16 protein-coding genes are annotated in these 17,420 nt (G+C 49.2%); 3 read left to right on the top strand and 13 right to left on the bottom strand.

Annotated features, from left to right (window positions below):
* Positions 1 to 438 (top strand): hypothetical protein, encoded by a 438-nt coding sequence (locus RIC29_14985; GenBank protein ID MEQ8736230.1) that lies wholly within the window; start codon positions 1 to 3, stop codon positions 436 to 438.
* On the opposite strand, the gene RIC29_14980 is transcribed toward RIC29_14985, so the two are convergent.
* Positions 435 to 1,082 (bottom strand): hypothetical protein, encoded by a 648-nt coding sequence (locus RIC29_14980; GenBank protein ID MEQ8736229.1) that lies wholly within the window; start codon positions 1,080 to 1,082, stop codon positions 435 to 437. The genes RIC29_14985 and RIC29_14980 overlap by 4 nt on opposite strands.
* Before the next feature lie 117 nt (positions 1,083 to 1,199).
* Positions 1,200 to 2,555: a hypothetical protein gene (locus RIC29_14975; GenBank protein ID MEQ8736228.1), complete on the bottom strand. Its 1,356-nt coding sequence runs from the start codon at positions 2,553 to 2,555 to the stop codon at positions 1,200 to 1,202.
* Between the two features lie 219 nt (positions 2,556 to 2,774).
* Between RIC29_14975 and RIC29_14970 the strand changes: the two genes are divergently transcribed.
* On the top strand, positions 2,775 to 3,410 hold the full coding sequence (locus RIC29_14970) for a hypothetical protein (GenBank protein ID MEQ8736227.1): 636 nt from the start codon (positions 2,775 to 2,777) through the stop codon (positions 3,408 to 3,410).
* Positions 3,411 to 3,415: 5 nt separating this feature from the next.
* On the opposite strand, the gene RIC29_14965 is transcribed toward RIC29_14970, so the two are convergent.
* The 4 genes from RIC29_14965 to RIC29_14950 all read right to left on the bottom strand — a co-directional run bounded on the left by RIC29_14965 (position 3,416) and on the right by RIC29_14950 (position 6,222).
* Positions 3,416 to 4,249 carry an aspartate/glutamate racemase family protein gene (locus RIC29_14965; protein ID MEQ8736226.1) on the bottom strand — a complete coding sequence of 278 codons (834 nt, stop codon included), beginning with the start codon at positions 4,247 to 4,249 and terminating at the stop codon, positions 3,416 to 3,418.
* A gap of 3 nt (positions 4,250 to 4,252) precedes the next feature.
* Entirely contained in the window at positions 4,253 to 5,377 is a 1,125-nt protein-coding gene (locus RIC29_14960) for a histidinol-phosphate transaminase (GenBank protein ID MEQ8736225.1), read from the bottom strand.
* A 93-nt stretch (positions 5,378 to 5,470) separates the two neighbouring features.
* Positions 5,471 to 5,893, bottom strand: coding sequence for a M67 family metallopeptidase (locus RIC29_14955; protein ID MEQ8736224.1), 423 nt, complete (start codon positions 5,891 to 5,893; stop codon positions 5,471 to 5,473).
* A 14-nt stretch (positions 5,894 to 5,907) separates the two neighbouring features.
* Positions 5,908 to 6,222: a hypothetical protein gene (locus RIC29_14950; protein MEQ8736223.1), complete on the bottom strand. Its 315-nt coding sequence runs from the start codon at positions 6,220 to 6,222 to the stop codon at positions 5,908 to 5,910.
* 82 nt (positions 6,223 to 6,304) lie between these two features.
* On the opposite strand from RIC29_14950, the gene RIC29_14945 reads away from it, so the two are divergent.
* Entirely contained in the window at positions 6,305 to 7,285 is a 981-nt protein-coding gene (locus tag RIC29_14945; GenBank protein MEQ8736222.1) for an RluA family pseudouridine synthase, read from the top strand.
* Here the strand turns inward: RIC29_14945 and RIC29_14940 are convergent.
* From RIC29_14940 to RIC29_14910, 7 genes are all read right to left on the bottom strand, one after another.
* Positions 7,282 to 7,761 carry a hypothetical protein gene (locus RIC29_14940; protein ID MEQ8736221.1) on the bottom strand — a complete coding sequence of 160 codons (480 nt, stop codon included), beginning with the start codon at positions 7,759 to 7,761 and terminating at the stop codon, positions 7,282 to 7,284. The genes RIC29_14945 and RIC29_14940 overlap by 4 nt on opposite strands.
* Positions 7,762 to 9,924 (bottom strand): protein kinase family protein, encoded by a 2,163-nt coding sequence (locus RIC29_14935; GenBank protein ID MEQ8736220.1) that lies wholly within the window; start codon positions 9,922 to 9,924, stop codon positions 7,762 to 7,764.
* A 141-nt stretch (positions 9,925 to 10,065) separates the two neighbouring features.
* Complete coding sequence (locus RIC29_14930) at positions 10,066 to 11,355, bottom strand: adenylosuccinate synthase (GenBank protein ID MEQ8736219.1); 1,290 nt, start codon at positions 11,353 to 11,355, stop codon at positions 10,066 to 10,068.
* Positions 11,356 to 11,361: 6 nt separating this feature from the next.
* Entirely contained in the window at positions 11,362 to 12,522 is a 1,161-nt protein-coding gene (locus RIC29_14925) for an ATP phosphoribosyltransferase regulatory subunit (GenBank protein ID MEQ8736218.1), read from the bottom strand.
* A 131-nt stretch (positions 12,523 to 12,653) separates the two neighbouring features.
* Positions 12,654 to 14,231, bottom strand: coding sequence for a phosphoglycerate dehydrogenase (gene serA / locus RIC29_14920; protein ID MEQ8736217.1), 1,578 nt, complete (start codon positions 14,229 to 14,231; stop codon positions 12,654 to 12,656).
* Between the two features lie 5 nt (positions 14,232 to 14,236).
* Complete coding sequence (locus RIC29_14915; protein ID MEQ8736216.1) at positions 14,237 to 15,406, bottom strand: phosphoserine transaminase; 1,170 nt, start codon at positions 15,404 to 15,406, stop codon at positions 14,237 to 14,239.
* 132 nt (positions 15,407 to 15,538) lie between these two features.
* Positions 15,539 to 17,416: an SLC13 family permease gene (locus RIC29_14910; protein MEQ8736215.1), complete on the bottom strand. Its 1,878-nt coding sequence runs from the start codon at positions 17,414 to 17,416 to the stop codon at positions 15,539 to 15,541.
* Between the last annotated feature and the right edge of the window lie 4 nt (positions 17,417 to 17,420).

The raw sequence follows: 17,420 nt of genomic DNA, 5'->3' as shown, positions 1-17,420 counted from the left end.
ATGGCTCTTAGTCTCGATATCCTTGGCTTCGGAAGCAAGCGAAAATCGGCATTTCAGGTCTTAGATCGGGCATGGGTTGCCCAAGACATTGATATACGGCCCATTGACGGCGGTATCCGGCAGCTATTGTACACATGGGCACAGCAATACAGCCATGATCAAGACGCTCTGGATTCGATTCTGGAAGACATTGCAAAATTCTCTGGATTTTTGATGCGTGGCCCGGAGCTAAGCGTGAGGGCTCTGGGTCACGATGGTGTCGCAGCAATGTCAGAACGGCTTGAAGCGGCAGTGCACGCTGATGGCCTTAATGCGGACGACAACGAGAATGAAAAAGAACCGCTAGACGTTAGAGTGACCAAACTCATCTTAGCGGTGAAGCTGGCAGATCGCGATATTGAGGCCCTGATCAGCCTCGAAGATACAGACGACTCTTAAGCCGCGTTCACTCGTTCTTTTAAGCTCGCTTTTGTCCCAAACGCGAGCGCTCTGCATTGAACCTGCATCTTCCCCTCTTTGTCAGATTTCGGCATTCCCATTACAACAGATGGGGTTACTTCATACAGACGCGCAACGATTTGCGGCAACCACAGGTCATCTGACATCGGGCTTTTAGCCGTCAGTTGAAAACTCTCATCCGACGAAAAAAATGTAGCCGGCCCACCGCCAATCGCAGGGTGACCAATGATTAAAGCCCTCGGCCAGCCGGGGTGACTCAGAAATTCGTCGCCAGAACGAATAACGATACCAGAGTCATCCTCAGCATTTTCAACAACAACTACGCGAGGTGAAGGGCCTTCGTAGCCGAACTTATCGCGCACCGTAGCTGCCGCAATCCATCGGACATTATGCCAGGAATACTGTTCTCCCATGGGATCAGAAAACACCCGCCATAACTGATCATGACAGACCTTTCGCCGCATTGCTGGGGTATCTTCTTCTTCCCGCGCGAGTGCTATGGCTAGAAAATGATCCGCCGCCGCTGCGTAGGCCTCTTCGTCTATATAGGTAAAGCCATAGCCCTTTGAGCCGGTAAAGCGTAGAAAAATTGCATCTGGATGTGCCCGTTCCGTATCGCCCATTGCTGCCGCCCCGTTACGTTAGCTGTAAAATATTTTTGTAAACTACTCGTCGCATAGGATTTGCGCAAATCTGGTTCTCTATTCGTAAAACTATAATGTGCCCTAAAATCCAATAAATTACCGCTTTGGTTTTTCAAGTCCCAAAGCGTTCCTCATATCAGCAACGATGGGTTTCGCTTCACCCAATAAGTCTTTGAAATTTTTGATCTCTTTAACTCCAGCCTTAGCATCGTGTTGGTACTTGAACCGATTGTTAAAGGTACCTGGAACGGTCTCCCATACCTTAATGGCTGCTTCATCTTGCAAAGAGCGTCTGAAATTTTCTTCATTCAACTCTTTACGGAGAATCGCAATAATATCTCTTCCGATATCGGGATAATGCATCTGAGTGATGTACTTAGAAACTTGCGCGTTAATATATCGCGCATCTTTGCCAAGTTCCTTTGCGACAGTCGGCGGACAGTTGATAACGTTCTCAACGGCTCCATCCTCTGCCAAAATAGACCACGTTTCCTCCTGGTAAAGCGGCGCAAGTGCTCTGACAACAGCTTCAGCCCCTGCTTTATGGCGTTTCACAAAGTCTAAGCTTTCAATATGATTATTGAGAATGTCAGCAAAAATTACGGTCGTATCTTGTTTGATCCGCAGTGCAATTTCACTGTCGCGCCGCATCTCTTGTGGTGTGCGTTTTCTAGCGACTTCTTTTTCTTCTTCCAATACCTCGGCGAAGATCCCGGACTCAGCGTAAGCACGGGCGCATCCACGGGCGCTTAACAAAGCGTCAGGGCTTAATGTGCAAGCGACCTTTAGCGCTGTAGATGACCTGAGATTCTCAAATATGTCGCCAATAATCGAGGCACCTTTAGCACTCAGGCCCGAGTAAGCCGTGATGTATTTAAATTGGTCTGCGTGCAACAGGTAAGGCTTTAATATCTCATAGAGCCCACGGCTCGGGTAGGATTCACGGACCACATTTTCGTTAACGATAGGCTTCATACCGAACAGCTTGCGAAAAAAGTTAACAAACCCACCGACGGCTTCTTTGTCTAAACTTTCAGGACGCGACACTCTTCGCTGGACCCAAGCATTCTCTTTCTGTTTCATGTAAAGACGCACGGTACCAAACAGATGCGACTGGAGTGTGCTTTCGTACGTCCGATCACAGGGCAAGATAGATTCATCTTGCCCGTCTACAACTTTTTCGGGCGTCACAGCCGACTTAAAAAACTCTGCTAGTTTTTCATTTGAACGTAATTGCCAGGCAGATTTTAGCAGAGCGCCAACCAACTCTGGCTTTTGTCGCATGACATCTTCAATCATTGGCATGTTTTTGAGATCATCACCGATCTCCGAGCTGCCATGACTGGTTATCATCTTGCGCAACACCGAATAACCCTGCTGCGCCCGCAGCCGGAATTCTGGCGAACCACGCCGCTCCTGTCGTTCTTCCTGTATTGTCGCCTTGGCCGCCATCAGAACATCCTGCATTAGCCACATTTTGAGGCTTTATGACATCAACGTCTATCTTCGCGCGAAGTTCTATACAAAACATTTAAAAGTCGTATCTGCGCGAGAGATGACTAAAAGTACTATTTTGCTGGGCTTTACAGCTAAGCCTCAAATATCGATGCAACCTGATGAGCCACAAAACGTTGTTATCATAACTGGAACGTACAACATGTGGTGACAGAGATGGAAAAACAGGTTCCGAAAATCACAGTTACAACACGAGATGCGGCAGAGCTTTTTCTCTACGATGTCGCCGAAACTGTTGAAAAAAGCTATCCTATTTGGGAGCATCGCCTAGCAAATTTCTTAGATGATACGCCTCTGAGTTTAGAAGACAAAAGAGGCATCCTCGAAGCTCATCCGCTCCGTTATTATTACTATGCTGCCATCGTCGCGATGGAAGCCGCAAAGATACGAACACTTTATCAGGACGACATCGCAGAAGATATTCTCGCTGATATTAATGAAAGCATTGATACCGTTGCTGATCGGTCAGATCGACTGGTCTCTGACCTCGTGTTCGACATTATGCAACGTGTGCGGATCGCAGACTCCGATGACACAAAAAAATCCCATGACATTGTAATGAAACGGATTTCTGAACTCCTTCATCTTCATACACTTGAGGATACAAAAGAACTGTTCAACGACATCGTCTTTAGGCAGGACATGGCACAACCTATTGCGGCCTCAATGCGGCATTGGTGGAAGGGGTTTAAGCGTTGCCGTCAGCTTGCCCAAACAGTATCCTCACAAACGCCACAGCCAGTGGCAAGGGTCGAGTCCGTAAGAATATACAAAATTGCAAGCACGCTCTAAGGCATTTATTCTGCGGCCATATCAGAAACGATGCACACTTCACAATCTCCGCCCAAGTCAAGATTGCCTTGTCCTGAAATCAGCTTATCAACCGCGCTTAAGTTCTCTTTGCGCGCTTTTGGATAAGTTATCTGACTGTGGCGAAGGCCCAGGGTCAACAGAGACTCAACAGCCGCATAGCCTGTCCGCATAGATTCTAAAACCGGGACAGCGGACTGCGCCGCAATCTGGGGCCCAATCGGTGCCATGCATGTACATCCGAGCATGATTGTATCTGCACCATCTTCTAGAACCGCATTTTCAATCTCTTGAAGCACCCGATCGATCAATTGCGCATTATGATCAGCCAGTCCTAAAACCGTACTTCCGGCGCCTTCAACACCCTCTACCTCATTATCACTCAGTACGTTGCGCACAGATGAACACCGGCCTTCCATGCCACAGGTCCGCAAGCGTTCTTGGTAGATAAAATTGAGCTTCGGTGGCCAAATGGTAACAATGGAAAACCGGGCTCCGGTTTGGCACGTCATAGCCATGGTGGCCTCACCCGCGCCAACAACAACCATATCTGTCGCTGAACGTATTTCTCCGAGGCCATAGTCGCCAACGGTATTTATAAATACCGCATCAAAGCCGTTTTTCTCTGCTTCTATGGCACAGTCGATATAGGCCAATGTTGTTAAGCTTCGATCATAGGGAGTCATCGGAAAGGTGCGCAAACGTGTCTCGATAAGTTCGGGTGCAAAACGATCACCTGCGATCTCTGCAATACCCGCAGGCGGCGCACTGCTGTTGGCTGGCCCTCCACCCGTTCCAATAACCCCAATACGATACGTCACTCTTTACCCCGTAAAATAGTTGCGTGTGGCTTCTGCAAAAATGGCCATTTGTTCAACAGTTCCCATACTGACACGGCACCAACTGTTGAAGGGAGCATAGGACCGCCCCACCAACAATCCTCGCTCACGCATTGCGGTGGCGAAGTCTTTAACCGAGCCGCGCGTGTCGAACATTACAAAATTCGTTTCCGATGGCGTGTATGCTAGACCCAGATCCTCAAAAGCGGTTTGGGTAAGATCAATACATTGCCTTATTTTGGTGCGGCTAAAGGTCTGAAATTCGGCATCCTGATAACTTGCAATCGCTGCACGTATTCCCATCACGTTGGCGAAACTCATTTGCAACGGCCTGAGCCTTTGAATGAGATCAGGCCGTGCAATCGCGTAACCGACACGCAAGCCAGCCATTCCATGAATTTTAGAGAAGGTTCTCGCCAGAATAACGTTTTTACCCGCCTTGACTTGGTCCATCATAGTATTGTGTTCATAGTCAGTCAGTAGGTCTACATATGCTTCATCAACAAAAACAGTCGCTCGCGGCTCGACACTGTTAATGAAAGACCGCAACACATCAGCGTCCAGTAATGTTCCGGTCGGATTGTTTGGATTGCAGACGTAAACAAGACTCGTATCCTTGGTGACTTTTTCTTCCATAGTCGCCAAGTCATGCTGCATGCTCTGATCAACGTCGACTTCATGAACTGTGCCGCCTATTTGTTTGGCATAGGCAATCAACATGGAGAATGTAGGTCGCGCGGCAACAATTTCGCCCTCTAACCCAAAACTCAACCCGGCCATCTTCAAGAGTTCACCAGACCCCGCAGTCACGAATACATGGTCTGTAGGCACGCCTTCACGTTCTGCGATGAGGGTTGTTAAGGTGCGGATATCAGATCCTACATATTGCCAGCCATCGGCCAAGGACCCCGCCATTGCTGACTGAGCGCTTTCAGACGGCCCATATGGGTTCTCGTTTGCCAATAGCCGAATAGGATTATTTACAGCTGCCGCATAAACTGTTGAAACACTAGCAGGCCGAAGCCCACTGACGGCCACACCAGCAATCACTGCGCTGACGGATTTGAAGAGATGTCGACGATCAAAACCTGAGTTTTTTAAAGTCTTCATGTGGAATTGAGCCTATTGCCTGTTTCTGCTCTGCACATCCTTGAGCATGCCAGAAGAACAGCTGGGCAACAATGTGTAAGCCACGCTTGGCAGTCACTCAATAATGAGCGCTGCTTTCAAAAAAGGGCTTTCTGATTGCCGTGTTATATAGGCATGTGGACAGCCTGACACACCATCTTTTACAGGAATAATGACCCAATATTGATCTCTTTCTATGGCCATTTCAGCATCAATTTTTGAAGGTTCAGAACACCCATTTGGATGGCTATGAAAGTGGCCCACAATGCGTTCTTTTGTGCCCCTCAGCTTTCGTAGCCAATCAAACTGAACCTGTGGGTCTATCAGAAACCGGTTCGGATCTTCTGAAAGGTTTGGAGCAACAACCGCCTGGGAAACAATGACGGAGTCCGCGCCCGCACCGATCAGCAAACCGCAACATTCTTTTGGAAAGGCGTGCTCCGCCGCTTCACACATTAGAGCTCGCGCCTCATCTGAGATACTTAAAGTGCTAGTCATTTTTTCGGGATCACTTAATCTGAAAATTCCAAAGTTAAATCACCAACGACCGCGCCTGTTGTCAGGTTAAGAAATAAGACACGTGGGCCTATGCCACCTCCAGATAAGGACACGGCTGCAAGCCCGTTAACTTCAGAAACATTACCGATCATCGTTCCGGCGGGCTGTTGAAGTGTAAGAGAAAATTTTTCGCTTAAAGTTTCTTGAGGCGTCGCCACAACGAAATCATCGTCGATATGCCAACCAAGGGACAACCCAACAACCAAAAGGGCCAGTAATGCAATCAGCATACCAGACATAACCCACACAAGCATTTGCGCTGCTTTCATGCTAAGACCCTCATTAACTAACTTACTTTATAATTGATGCGCCTCTTGTACCACATTTGCTCTTAACGTGTTTGGTGTTGAATTGTCTGAAAATCATTTTCGTTGCACGGTCAAAGAAGAGCAACATGGCATCCGACTTGACCGCATTTTAACCGACATCATACCTGATCTATCGCGCTCTCGCGTTAAAGCCCTAATCGAGGATGGCTATGCCACACTTGATGGTGAAGTTGTAAAAGACCCAAACCATCGCGTAAGAACTGGCGATACTCTTTTACTCTCGCCACCACTTCCAAAACCAGACTACCCAATACCGCAAGAAATTCCGCTCGACATTCAATATGAAGATGACCATCTGATTGTTCTCAACAAACCTTCGGGTCTTGTTGTTCACCCCGGCGCAGGTAATGCCGACGGAACCCTTGTAAATGCGCTTCTTGCGCATTGCGGAGAATCCTTGAGTGGAATAGGCGGCGTGAAGCGTCCAGGTATTGTCCACAGAATCGACAAAGACACGTCAGGTCTTTTGGTCATCGCAAAAACGGAACGAGCCCATCATAGCCTTAGTGAGCAATTCTCTTCCCATACGATCAAACGACGATACGATGCCCTGGTATGGGGTGTCCCCTCTCCATTGAGTGGAACCGTGGAAAACTCTATTGGAAGAAGTACTAGAAATAGAAAAAAGATGTCTGTCATCGCTGTCGGTGGAAAAATAGCTATCACACACTACAAGGTGATGCGAACCTTCGGTCATTTGGTCAGTCATGTATCTTGCGAATTGGAAACTGGCCGCACTCATCAAATACGCGTTCATATGACAAGCTTAGGACACTCTTTATTGGGAGATCAGGTCTACGGGCGGGATGCCAAACGCGGAACACCTCCAAATATTGTAGAGGCTATAAAAGTATTAGGGCGGCAGGCATTGCATGCTGCCGTTCTTGGTTTTGAACACCCGGAGACCCATGAGAAACTTACCTTTGAGGCCACGCTACCTAACGATTTCACCATACTTGTGTCAAAATTAGACGCGATCCAAACGGACAAGAAAGAGCGTTAGTTCTTTTTCTCGGCCTCCGGTTCATACACAGACTGCACGTCTGAGCCCCACTTTAAAACGAGATCTTTTTGAGTGGTCTGCAACGCAGCGATCCGCCGGCCGGCCGTCATTGCCATGAAGGCTGAAACAAAAGACGGCGTGAACGCATAGATGGCCCACCCGAAAGCTGCACATCCGTATATAACAAGCACGGCAAAAACGTCCGTGATAATTTCAAAGGCACCTTCTGTGGTGTGACCTGAAAACCATAGGTCAGCAAGATAAGGTGATGCCCCCGCAAGATTCATAGCGCCCACGCAAAGTCCAGCATAGATGCCTTTTCCACGCTCCATCAAAAAAGCTACAGCGCTTGGTAACAGCGAGAACATAAGCACGATCATCGTTGGCACGATCATCAAACCAATCGGAATCGCCAACATGAGGTACAAGAAAATCCGGCTCTTATTCATTTTACTGCGGCCTGGCGTACTAGACATCTAAAACGCCTCTCCAATAAGGGCAACCGCATAAGCCAACAGCATGATCACAACAGCAACAGCTGCCCCGGCCTGACGCCCCGTCTTCAACGCATTTTCATCGCGGTCCATCTGGCCATGCTGAAGCTCGTACATCTGCTTCTCAGCCGCAGCATACTCAGCTTTAGCCCAAGCAAAACCCTCGGCATCTCGTTGCCGCTCTTCAGGATTATCGAGAAAATTATAAAGCTCCGGTAAGTTGCCTTTGCGCACTAATTTAGGAATTTCTTTTTCAATTTCTTTACGCTTCTGGCGATTCTGGTAGCTGTTGATAATAGGCCCCATGAGACCACCAACCCAACTCGCAAGACCAAAAACAGCTTCTGGTCCCAGCCGCCATTGCACAATCGCCAAAACACTCAACATTCCTGTCGCTGCGCGGTCCGGTCGATCATCATTCATCGCGTCAATTTGCGTTCCAGTCCCCTTCGCATAACGTGCCCTTAGAAAAGCCGCAACGTGACGGTCTACCGGCCACATTTTTGTATTTGCTGTCTTCGAGACGATATCAAGGGCTGGCAGTACGCTCTTAACTTCTAATACGTATTGATTGGCAATAAGGGGACTTAGGCAATACAGCCACTCATTAAGTTCATAAACGACGCGTTCTATCCCTGCCCCTGAATTTGTATCCTTGAGATAGTTTTTTAGATCTCTGAACACGCCTTCCCATTGGCCATGATCAGGATGATAAGTCGTTTGGGCCGAAACCCAATAACGCCATAGATCCTTATTGATAAAATCAATATATGGCTGGAGCGATTTTTTCTGCAGCATCGCGATTGCCAATGCCGATCCAAAGCCCTCGATATGACAACAAAAAGTGCGATATCGAATAGGTGCTGTTGGATCCATCAGCATAAGAATTCTAGCGACCAGAACATCATCGGATTCTTTCTGGTCTCCGGGCATAGCTTTTGACGTCTTTGTCGCAGCGGAGATTGCATCCGCAAGGTCTGACTGCTCTAAGCCACGACGTATCCATATTTCTAATGTGCCATCGCTTATAACTTTAACAGCCTCATCCCAATGGCGGTGCAACTCCACAGCGAGGGGACGGCATGACCAAAACTCCTTCCCAGCGAATTTGAAACTGCGCTGTGAATGCGCCTCGGCCTTCGCTTGAACAGGTGTCAGCCGCTTACCATTGATCCAAAGGTCAATATTTTGAACTTGCCACCGCTGCTCTGGGTCATCCGTTACTAAGCCGCGCAAACACTCAATCAAAGAGACCGGCAGACGCTCGTCCCCAACCAACGCTGCATACGAGCCTTCTTTGATTTTACGATCAATAACATCCGCATCAGATTTCCCAGCCATAGGATTTCGCCCAAGCGCGAGAATGATGAGGCTGACGCCAAAGGCGTACATATCATCTGCGTACATGCCGGAGCCGCGACCATAAACGTTGCTCATGCCAGACTCGATTGATTCAACCACAGCCGGCTGTTCACTGGCGGCAACCGCGGTACAACAATCCCCCAGGACAATCTTTTGGCGAGTCTCGTCCATGAAGTAGAGATTGTCTGGTCGAATAGCGCGGTGAGTAATCCCTTTTTGGCCAAGCTCAATCAGAGCATCTGCAATAGGTTTAATGATGAGCTTCGGAAACTGATGATCCGGAATTCTGTCACGAACGACCGTCAAGCTATCCATCACCCGACCGCCAAGCGGTCGATGATAGATGATGATGATGCACTTGCGCTCAGCCGGAGGCCAATCAGCGGCTCCCCAATCGACCATCGGAAGCATGTGTGGAATCTCATTGCTCTTGAGAATCCGCATCACACTAATGCGGGCCAACATCTCCGGCTTACTGACGAGTGCATACAAAGCACGTCCGGGCTGCTTTCTATCCTCGACCTCAAAAGCTAAAGCGTTAGGCATATCAAGGCTGGGAATAGGCTTGTCGTAATAAATACTGTAGCGATCACGAACGGTTATAGCATTACCGCCAACGGCTTGTTCAGGCGGTGGAATGGGCTGTTTCGCATTTTCAGCCTGGCGTCCAGCTTCGTTTGGCACTTTTGAATCCGCTTTGGCGCCAGACTCACCAGTATTCGACGACGCCTGATCACTGGGCGAAGCCAATTCCGTTTCTAAATCTGCTACCTGTTCAGCCATGGAGCGTCGTATACTCGCGCACGCAAAAAGGACAATTGCCGGGTAAACGGCAATTTCGGCAGTTTACATCAACATATGACAATTACAGAACAATTAACCGCTAGATCATTTCCGTTTGCCGATACAAGCTGACGACTTCCCCTAATCCGCAAACGGATCGCGCACTAGAATAGTGTCTTCGCGTTCTGGACTGGTCGATAATAATGCGACCGGAGCATCAATAAGCTCTTCAATTCTGCGGATATACTTGATCGCTTCCGCAGGCAAATCAGCCCATGATCTCGCGCCTTCGGTACTTTGGTTCCACCCGTCAAGCGTTTCATATACTGGTTTTACAGCTGCCTGCTCTGCCATTGCGGATGGAAAACGCATGATTGTCTTGCCTTTCAACTCATAAGCAACGCAAACCTTGAGTTCCTTCAACGTATCCAAGACATCTAATTTAGTTAAGGCAATCCCTGTAATTCCACCAACCTTAACGGCTTGCCGGACCATGACCGCGTCAAACCAGCCGCATCTGCGCTGGCGGCCAGTCACAGTACCAAATTCCCGGCCTCGGGTGCCAAGGGTCTTGCCAACATCATCGTCTAATTCCGTGGGAAACGGTCCGGAACCAACGCGCGTCGTATAAGACTTGGTGATTCCAAGAACATAGCCGACGGCATCAGGACCTAGCCCTGAGCCAACTGCCGCTTGTCCAGCAACCGTGTTAGAAGACGTGACGTAAGGATATGTTCCATGATCCAGGTCCAACATTATCCCCTGGGCACCTTCAAATAAAATCCGCTTACCGCTTCGGCGTGCTTCATCAAGTTTCTCCCACGTAGAAGTTGCGTACGGCAGTATTTTTGGCGCCATCTCTGTAATGGCCGTAATCAACTCCTGGCGATCAATTTCAGCTTGTCCAAGACCTTTAAGCAAAGCGTTGTGATGAGCCAATAAACGATCAACTTTGAATTTTATCGTGTCCGGATCTGCAAGGTCACAAACTCGAATGGCTCGACGAGCAACCTTATCTTCGTAGGCTGGGCCTATGCCACGGCCAGTGGTACCAATTTTGGCAGTTCCAGCCGCGTCTTCTCTTGCTAAGTCTAAATTCCGGTGAAGTGGCAGGATCAGACACGCATTGTCAGCAATCTGAAGAATATCAGGATCAATACGAACACCTTGGCCAGTTACCCTGTCAATTTCTTCAAATAAGGCCCAGGGATCTATCACTACGCCATTGCCAATAATGGAGGGTTTACCGCGAACAGCACCTGATGGCAGGAGACTAAGTTTATAGGTTTCGCCGTCAATCACTAAAGTGTGGCCTGCATTGTGACCACCTTGGAAACGCACTACCATGTCGGCCCTCTCAGAGAGCCAATCAACAACCTTGCCTTTTCCCTCGTCGCCCCATTGTGCGCCGATCACTGCTACATTTGTCACGTCGCTTTATCCTTTACTGGGAACATCGGTCACGACACCGTTTTGTAAAATATGTGTGCATCCTAATTTAACTGCATTTTCCATTGAATCATCATCAGTGGATAGCGATGCTATTATCCTAAACCCATCAGTCTGCAGCTTCTTAATGTCTTCTCGCGGCGTACCAAACGAAACATAAAGACGTGGAGCTTGGTTCTCTGCTGGGCAAACTGGCAGCAAAGAGTCGACAAACAGCGTCGCGCCGGTTGCCCGTTCAATGACACCTTCGCCGTGGTCGATTTCGTAGCGCCCCCCGCGCCCGATTTCTCTCATGCTCCCCTTGGCAAAAAGAAAAAAGGTTAGTCCTGTATGATACTGAATGCCTCTATTCTCGACCATATCTACGGTAAGAGACAATCCAGGTGCCTCATGGCTCAGTCGATCTCCTACTGTAAAAAGTGTCGTCAAGTATGCGGACGCCTTTTCCGGCAGCTTGATATTTTTTAGCTTTCGTTTAGCAGAGTCTATAGGACCCGATGCCTCAACCAATTCAACTAAAACCTGTGCACAATCGCCGCCAAGTTCCTGAATGCGTTTTGTGTCTTTTTGGTTGAGTGCTGAATAAAGTTCATCGTCAGAGGTAATTTCTACCCTTGTAGCCTCAAGTATAGCCGGCACCAACGGCGGCAGCGCCAAGTCAATTGTCAGACCCTTGACGCCGAGTGCCATGACCGCCTCCGCAGCAACCATGATAGCCTCAGCATCTGCTGCAACACTGTCCGGGCCAACCAACTCAATTCCAACCTGTGAGAATTGTCGTTCGGGCCTCAACTGATGACCTTTCACACGCAGGACTTGGCCTGCATACATCAATCGCAAAGGCCGAGGTGCCCTCTGCAGTCTTGTTGATGCTAGGCGTGCGATCTGTGCCGTGACGTCCGCTCGGATCCCAAGAGTGCGCTGTGAAATCGGATCAACCATCCGAAATATTCGATCTGCTGTCGCAGCGCCCATCCCAGACAGAAGAGTGCTTTCAAACTCTACAAGTGGGGGCGACACACGCTCGTACCCATTTGCTTCAAAGCATGAGGAAAGGGTCTCAACAACCGTCGCTTCGCGAGCGGCATCCGGTGAGAGCACGTCGCGCAAGCCTTCTGGCAGCAAGGTCTGGCTAGCTGTATCGGACATAAGATTATAGGCCTGATTGGTCTCAGGGAGCAGCAAGCGCACTAATACACGAGTGAAGCGCCCTCACCCCTTCGTATAAAGATGTTCTAACCGTCTGCCCCCTCAAGAGCAATCTAATTCCCAGACAATTCCTAGAAGTCTAGCGTTTGCGCTTGATGGACTTGTGGTAATTTTCTGACTTCGGATAGCAAGTCATCTCCTATTTCCTGATCAAGTAGGAGAAGTGCGATAGCTTCGCTTCCCTTTGTTGGCCGCCCAAGGTGAAAAGATGCAATATTGACGCCTGCATTTCCAAGGGTCGTACCCAAAGCACCAATAAATCCCGGCGTATCGTCGTTAGTGAGGAACAGCATGTGAGGACCAACTTCAGCCTCTAAGTTAATGCCGTTAACCTCTACCAACCGCGGTAAACTGTCGCCAAAAAGAGTCCCTGAAACCGTCCTGGTTTGACGCTCAGTCTTAACCGTTAACGTAACTAGCGTATGATACTGTTCACAGTCTTCTTTTTTGACTTCTGTGATTTCGATGTCGCGCTCTCGCGCAATAACCGGAGCGTTGACCATATTAACGCTTTCCATGAGCGGCGACAGCAATCCTTGAATCGCAATGGCTGTAAGCGGTCGCGTGTTTAACTGGGCAACAGCACCAGAGTAAGTAACCGTGACTTCACTAATGCTACTCTGTGTAATCTGCCCTGCAAAGCCGCCAAGTTGCTCTACCAATTTCATATATGGCTTAAGACGTGGCGCATCCTCAGCGCTAACAGAAGCCATATTGAGAGCGTTGGTGACGGCACCAGTGTTAAGGTAATCCGACATTTGCTCAGCCACTTGGATAGCTACATTTTCTTGCGCCTCAGACGTTGACGCCCCGAGATGTGGCGTGCAGACGACGTTCTCCATTCCAAACAGAATATTTTCTTTTGCTGGTTCGTTCTCAAAAACATCAAACGCTGCACCAGCAACGTGACCGTCTTCGAGCGCTTTTTTAAGGTCGGATTCAATGACAAGTCCGCCTCTTGCGCAATTAACAATGCGCACACCTTTTTTCATCTTGGCAAGAGCAGAGGCATTAATCAGGCCGCGCGTTTGATCGGTTAACGGCGTATGCAAGGTGATGAAATCTGCACGAGATAGCAGCTCTTCAAACTCGGCTTTTTCTACGCCTAGTTCAATTGCACGATCAGCCGAAAGATACGGGTCAAAAGCAACAACCTTCATTTTAAGCCCAAGGGCCCGGTCAGCAACAATAGCCCCAATGTTGCCGCACCCGATTAAACCAAGGGTTTTGCCATAGAGCTCAACCCCCATGAAGCGGCTCTTCTCCCACTTGCCCTGGTGCGTCGACTCATTGGCTTGAGGAATCTGCCGGGCGAGCGCCATCATCATGGATATCGCGTGCTCAGCCGTCGTTATGGCATTGCCGAACGGCGTGTTCATAACCACAACACCACTTTGTGTTGCTGCTGGTGTATCGACATTGTCAACGCCAATGCCTGCACGCCCGACAACCTTGAGGTTCTTCGCAGCAGCCAGAACGTCTGGGGTTACTTTTGTGCTCGACCTAATCGCGAGGCCATCATACTCGCCAATGCAAGCAATCAGTTCCTCCGCAGACATCCCAGTTTTAACATCAACATCTATACCGCGGTCTTTGAAGACCTGGACAGATTGCTCACTCAGCTTGTCAGAAATAAGTACCTTTGGCATATCTCTTATCCCACGTGCTCGGTCATGACTTGCTCATAAGCCCACTCAAGCCACGGACACAGAGCTTCAATATCTTTGGTTTCAACTGTGGCCCCACCCCAAATGCGCAGACCCGGCGGTGCGTCTCGATATGCTCCGATATCAAACGCAGCGCCTTCACCATCCAGCAACGACACCATTTTCTTTGCCGCCGCCTCCTGTCCGTCAACCGGCAGAGACGTAAACCAGTCAGCCGTAATAATGAGACATATTGATGTGCAAGACCGTTCGGCCGTGTCACTGGCTAAGAACTCGATCCAACTCGTCTTTTCTACCCAAGCCGACAACGCGGCGAGATTATCCTCTGAACGTTTCTGCACACCGGTTTGACCACCGACAGATTGAACCCACTTAAGGGCGTCCAAGGCGTCCTCGACACAAAGCATAGAAACGGTATTGATGGTTGCACCTGAGAAAATACTAGCGTCGAACTCTCCCCCCTTCGCCATACGGAACAGTTTCGGCATCGGCCAAGGTGGAGAGTAAGATTCAAGACGTTCTACTGCGCGAGGGCTGAGAACCAGCATCCCGTGTTGAGCTTCACCGCCGAGCACCTTCTGCCAGGAATAGGTAGTCACATCTAATTTCTGCCACGGTAGATCCATCGCAAAAACTGCTGAGGTTGCATCACAAAATGTCAGCCCCTTGCGATCATCAGAAATCCAGTTGCCATCTGGCACGCGCACACCTGATGTCGTTCCATTCCATGTGAAAATAACGTCCCTGTCGAAATCAACCGCGCTCAGGTCTGGCAATTGGCCATAGTCAGCTTTCAGCGTCCGGGTATCCTTGAGCTTTAGCTGCTTTACGACGTCTGTCACCCAGCCATCACCAAAGCTCTCCCAGGCCAACATCTCGACGCCACGTTCTCCAAGCATGGACCACATGGACATTTCCATTGCCCCCGTATCTGACGCGGGAACGATGCCAATATAGTAATCGTCTGGAATACCGAGAATCTCTCTTGAGAGGTCTGAAACAGCTTGAATTCTAGCTTTCGCAGGTTTCGCTCGATGCGAGCGACCAACAAGCGCGTCAGCAAGAACCTCTGGTGACCACCCTGGGCGCTTGGCACAGGGGCCTGATGAGAAATTCGGATTACTGGGCCTAGCCTTGGGCTTTGCGATGACGTTCATCTTGATGAAACCTTCCTAATACACTCAAGCAATGGACTGTGAAGTTGGGCATCATACATGCAACCTGCTGCCTCAGTCGGCGCGAATACTACGGAGGCCATCACACGGCGTCAACGGAGCCAATTTTCTGGCTTAGAGCCCCCAATACCAAGGCGCCGCGAAAGAAAAGGCCAACCAAACCAATATAACAAGAGGCAACCCAGCACGGACAAAATCACCAAATTGATATTGCCCTGGCCCCATGACCAACAGGTTTGTTTGATAGCCCATAGGGGTTGCAAAAGAGCAGTTGCAGGCAAACAAACATGTGATGGCAAACAAACGGGGGTCAATTCCTAAGTTGGCCGCCAGCCCCACCCCTATGGGTGTAAAAAGAACAGCACACGCGTTGTTACTCAAAACATTTGTGAAAAGCGCAACCACAAGAAAAAAGACGGAGAGAATAACCGGCGGCGATGCCGCACCGAACACTGAGACAATGACATTAGCTAAATAAGCAGCGCCTCCCGTTGCCGTCATAGCCGTTCCAAGTGCTAAAGACGTTCCAACCAACAAGTAAATTGTCTTGTCGATTGCACGGCCGGCCTGCCTCAAGTTCATGCACCCAGTCAGGATCATAAGTGTTGCAGCGGCTATTGCGGCGGTGGTTATGCTAATAAGACCAACCGCCGCGCACCCAATTGCTCCGCCGAAAATCAACACAGCCCGCTTTGCATGTGTGCGGTTTGGAATAATACCGCGTGTTCCTGAAATCAGCACGACATCGCGCTCAGGCCGCAATGCCTCTAAACGATCCGGTCGCCCTTTGAGCAACAATACATCACCGGATTGCAATCTGATATTCGTCATCCGTGCGGCAGTCATTTGAGCACGACGCTGAATACCTAAAAAGATAGCTCTTTGGCTTTGCTGAAGCTCGAACTGCTCAAGCGTTAAACCTACCATTCGAGATGTCGGCGTAATCATTGCCTCCACAAGAACAGTGTCGCGATCCTCCGGTGTTTCGGACTCATCTGCATCAGAGGCCTCTTCATACTCTTTGACGCGAGTTTCTTGTAGGTCCAGACCGTAAGGAAGTGGCGGATGGAAAAGGCCAGGGTGCTTACTGGCTATTTTAATCAGCGTCTGGCGGGTCGCGGCCAATACAAATGTATCGCCTGCATGAATAACGTAGTCATCGAAGGGCGGGAATACGGCCTCGTTCCCTCTATAAATCATCCGTATAGTTGCATTTGGCAAAGATTTAAAGGCACCAGCAGCAGCTTTTTCGCCCATGAGGTCTGAGTCGGCTGGAACAACGAATTGCGAGATGTAGTGACGTCCGCTTTGCACCTTTGATGACGCAGACTTGCGTTCTGGCATAATCACAGGAAGAATAAACAATACATAAATAATCGCGACGGCCGCGAGTATCAGTCCTAGCGGTGTGATTTCAAAGAATGTAAGTGGCCGTAAGCCCTGCTGACTCATGGAACTGGAGATTAGCAAGTTCGTGCTCGATCCAACCAGCGTCGTCATGCCACCAAGAATGGCCGCGTACGACAAAGGCATCATCGTACGGCTGGCTGACAAACCAGATTTATGCGCCAAAGCCTGAAGGATCGGAATAAAGATCAGCACGATAGGTGTATTATTTAGAAACGCCGACAATCCGGCGACCAAGAGCAATACAAAGGCGAGCAAGACGATGGACGGAAGCCGCGTGCTTGATATGACCGAGCCCAGACTTTCCAGGGCACCTGTTCTAACGATGCCCTCACCGACCACAAGAAGAGCCATCACCGCAATTAAAGCTGAATTAGAAAAACCGCCTAGTAAAACTTCCGCATTTAGAAGATTTACATCATAGGTGCCTGTCAGTGGAAATATCTGAAAGAAAAGGAGCAGGACTGTTAGGACGACGAGAGAACTGATTTCTAGAGAAAGCCATTGGGTGACATAAAGAGTCAGCAGGGTCACTGCCAAACCTAATACCACCCACATCTGAAACGTTGCTTCAAAACCAGCCATAATA

This window comes from Rhodospirillaceae bacterium (assembly GCA_040219235.1).
Lineage (GTDB): Bacteria > Pseudomonadota > Alphaproteobacteria > Rhodospirillales > Rhodospirillaceae > WLXB01.
The sequence above is the reverse complement of the archived record's forward strand: the minus strand, read 5'-3'. Positions and strand labels throughout refer to the sequence as shown.

Bases quoted from the DNA above. Each gene is read 5' to 3' on its own strand.
- RIC29_14985 (MEQ8736230.1), top strand. From the start codon at position 1: ATGGCTCTTAGTCTCGATATCCTTGGCTTCGGAAGCAAGCGAAAATCG.
- RIC29_14980 (MEQ8736229.1), bottom strand. From the start codon at position 1,082: ATGGGCGATACGGAACGGGCACATCCAGATGCAATTTTTCTACGCTTT.
- RIC29_14975 (MEQ8736228.1), bottom strand. From the start codon at position 2,555: ATGGCGGCCAAGGCGACAATACAGGAAGAACGACAGGAGCGGCGTGGT.
- RIC29_14970 (MEQ8736227.1), top strand. From the start codon at position 2,775: ATGGAAAAACAGGTTCCGAAAATCACAGTTACAACACGAGATGCGGCA.
- RIC29_14960 (MEQ8736225.1), bottom strand. From the start codon at position 5,377: ATGAAGACTTTAAAAAACTCAGGTTTTGATCGTCGACATCTCTTCAAA.
- RIC29_14955 (MEQ8736224.1), bottom strand. From the start codon at position 5,893: ATGACTAGCACTTTAAGTATCTCAGATGAGGCGCGAGCTCTAATGTGT.
- RIC29_14950 (MEQ8736223.1), bottom strand. From the start codon at position 6,222: ATGAAAGCAGCGCAAATGCTTGTGTGGGTTATGTCTGGTATGCTGATT.
- RIC29_14940 (MEQ8736221.1), bottom strand. From the start codon at position 7,761: ATGTCTAGTACGCCAGGCCGCAGTAAAATGAATAAGAGCCGGATTTTC.
- RIC29_14935 (MEQ8736220.1), bottom strand. From the start codon at position 9,924: ATGGCTGAACAGGTAGCAGATTTAGAAACGGAATTGGCTTCGCCCAGT.
- RIC29_14925 (MEQ8736218.1), bottom strand. From the start codon at position 12,522: ATGTCCGATACAGCTAGCCAGACCTTGCTGCCAGAAGGCTTGCGCGAC.
- serA (MEQ8736217.1), bottom strand. From the start codon at position 14,231: ATGCCAAAGGTACTTATTTCTGACAAGCTGAGTGAGCAATCTGTCCAG.
- RIC29_14915 (MEQ8736216.1), bottom strand. From the start codon at position 15,406: ATGAACGTCATCGCAAAGCCCAAGGCTAGGCCCAGTAATCCGAATTTC.
- RIC29_14910 (MEQ8736215.1), bottom strand. From the start codon at position 17,416: ATGGCTGGTTTTGAAGCAACGTTTCAGATGTGGGTGGTATTAGGTTTG.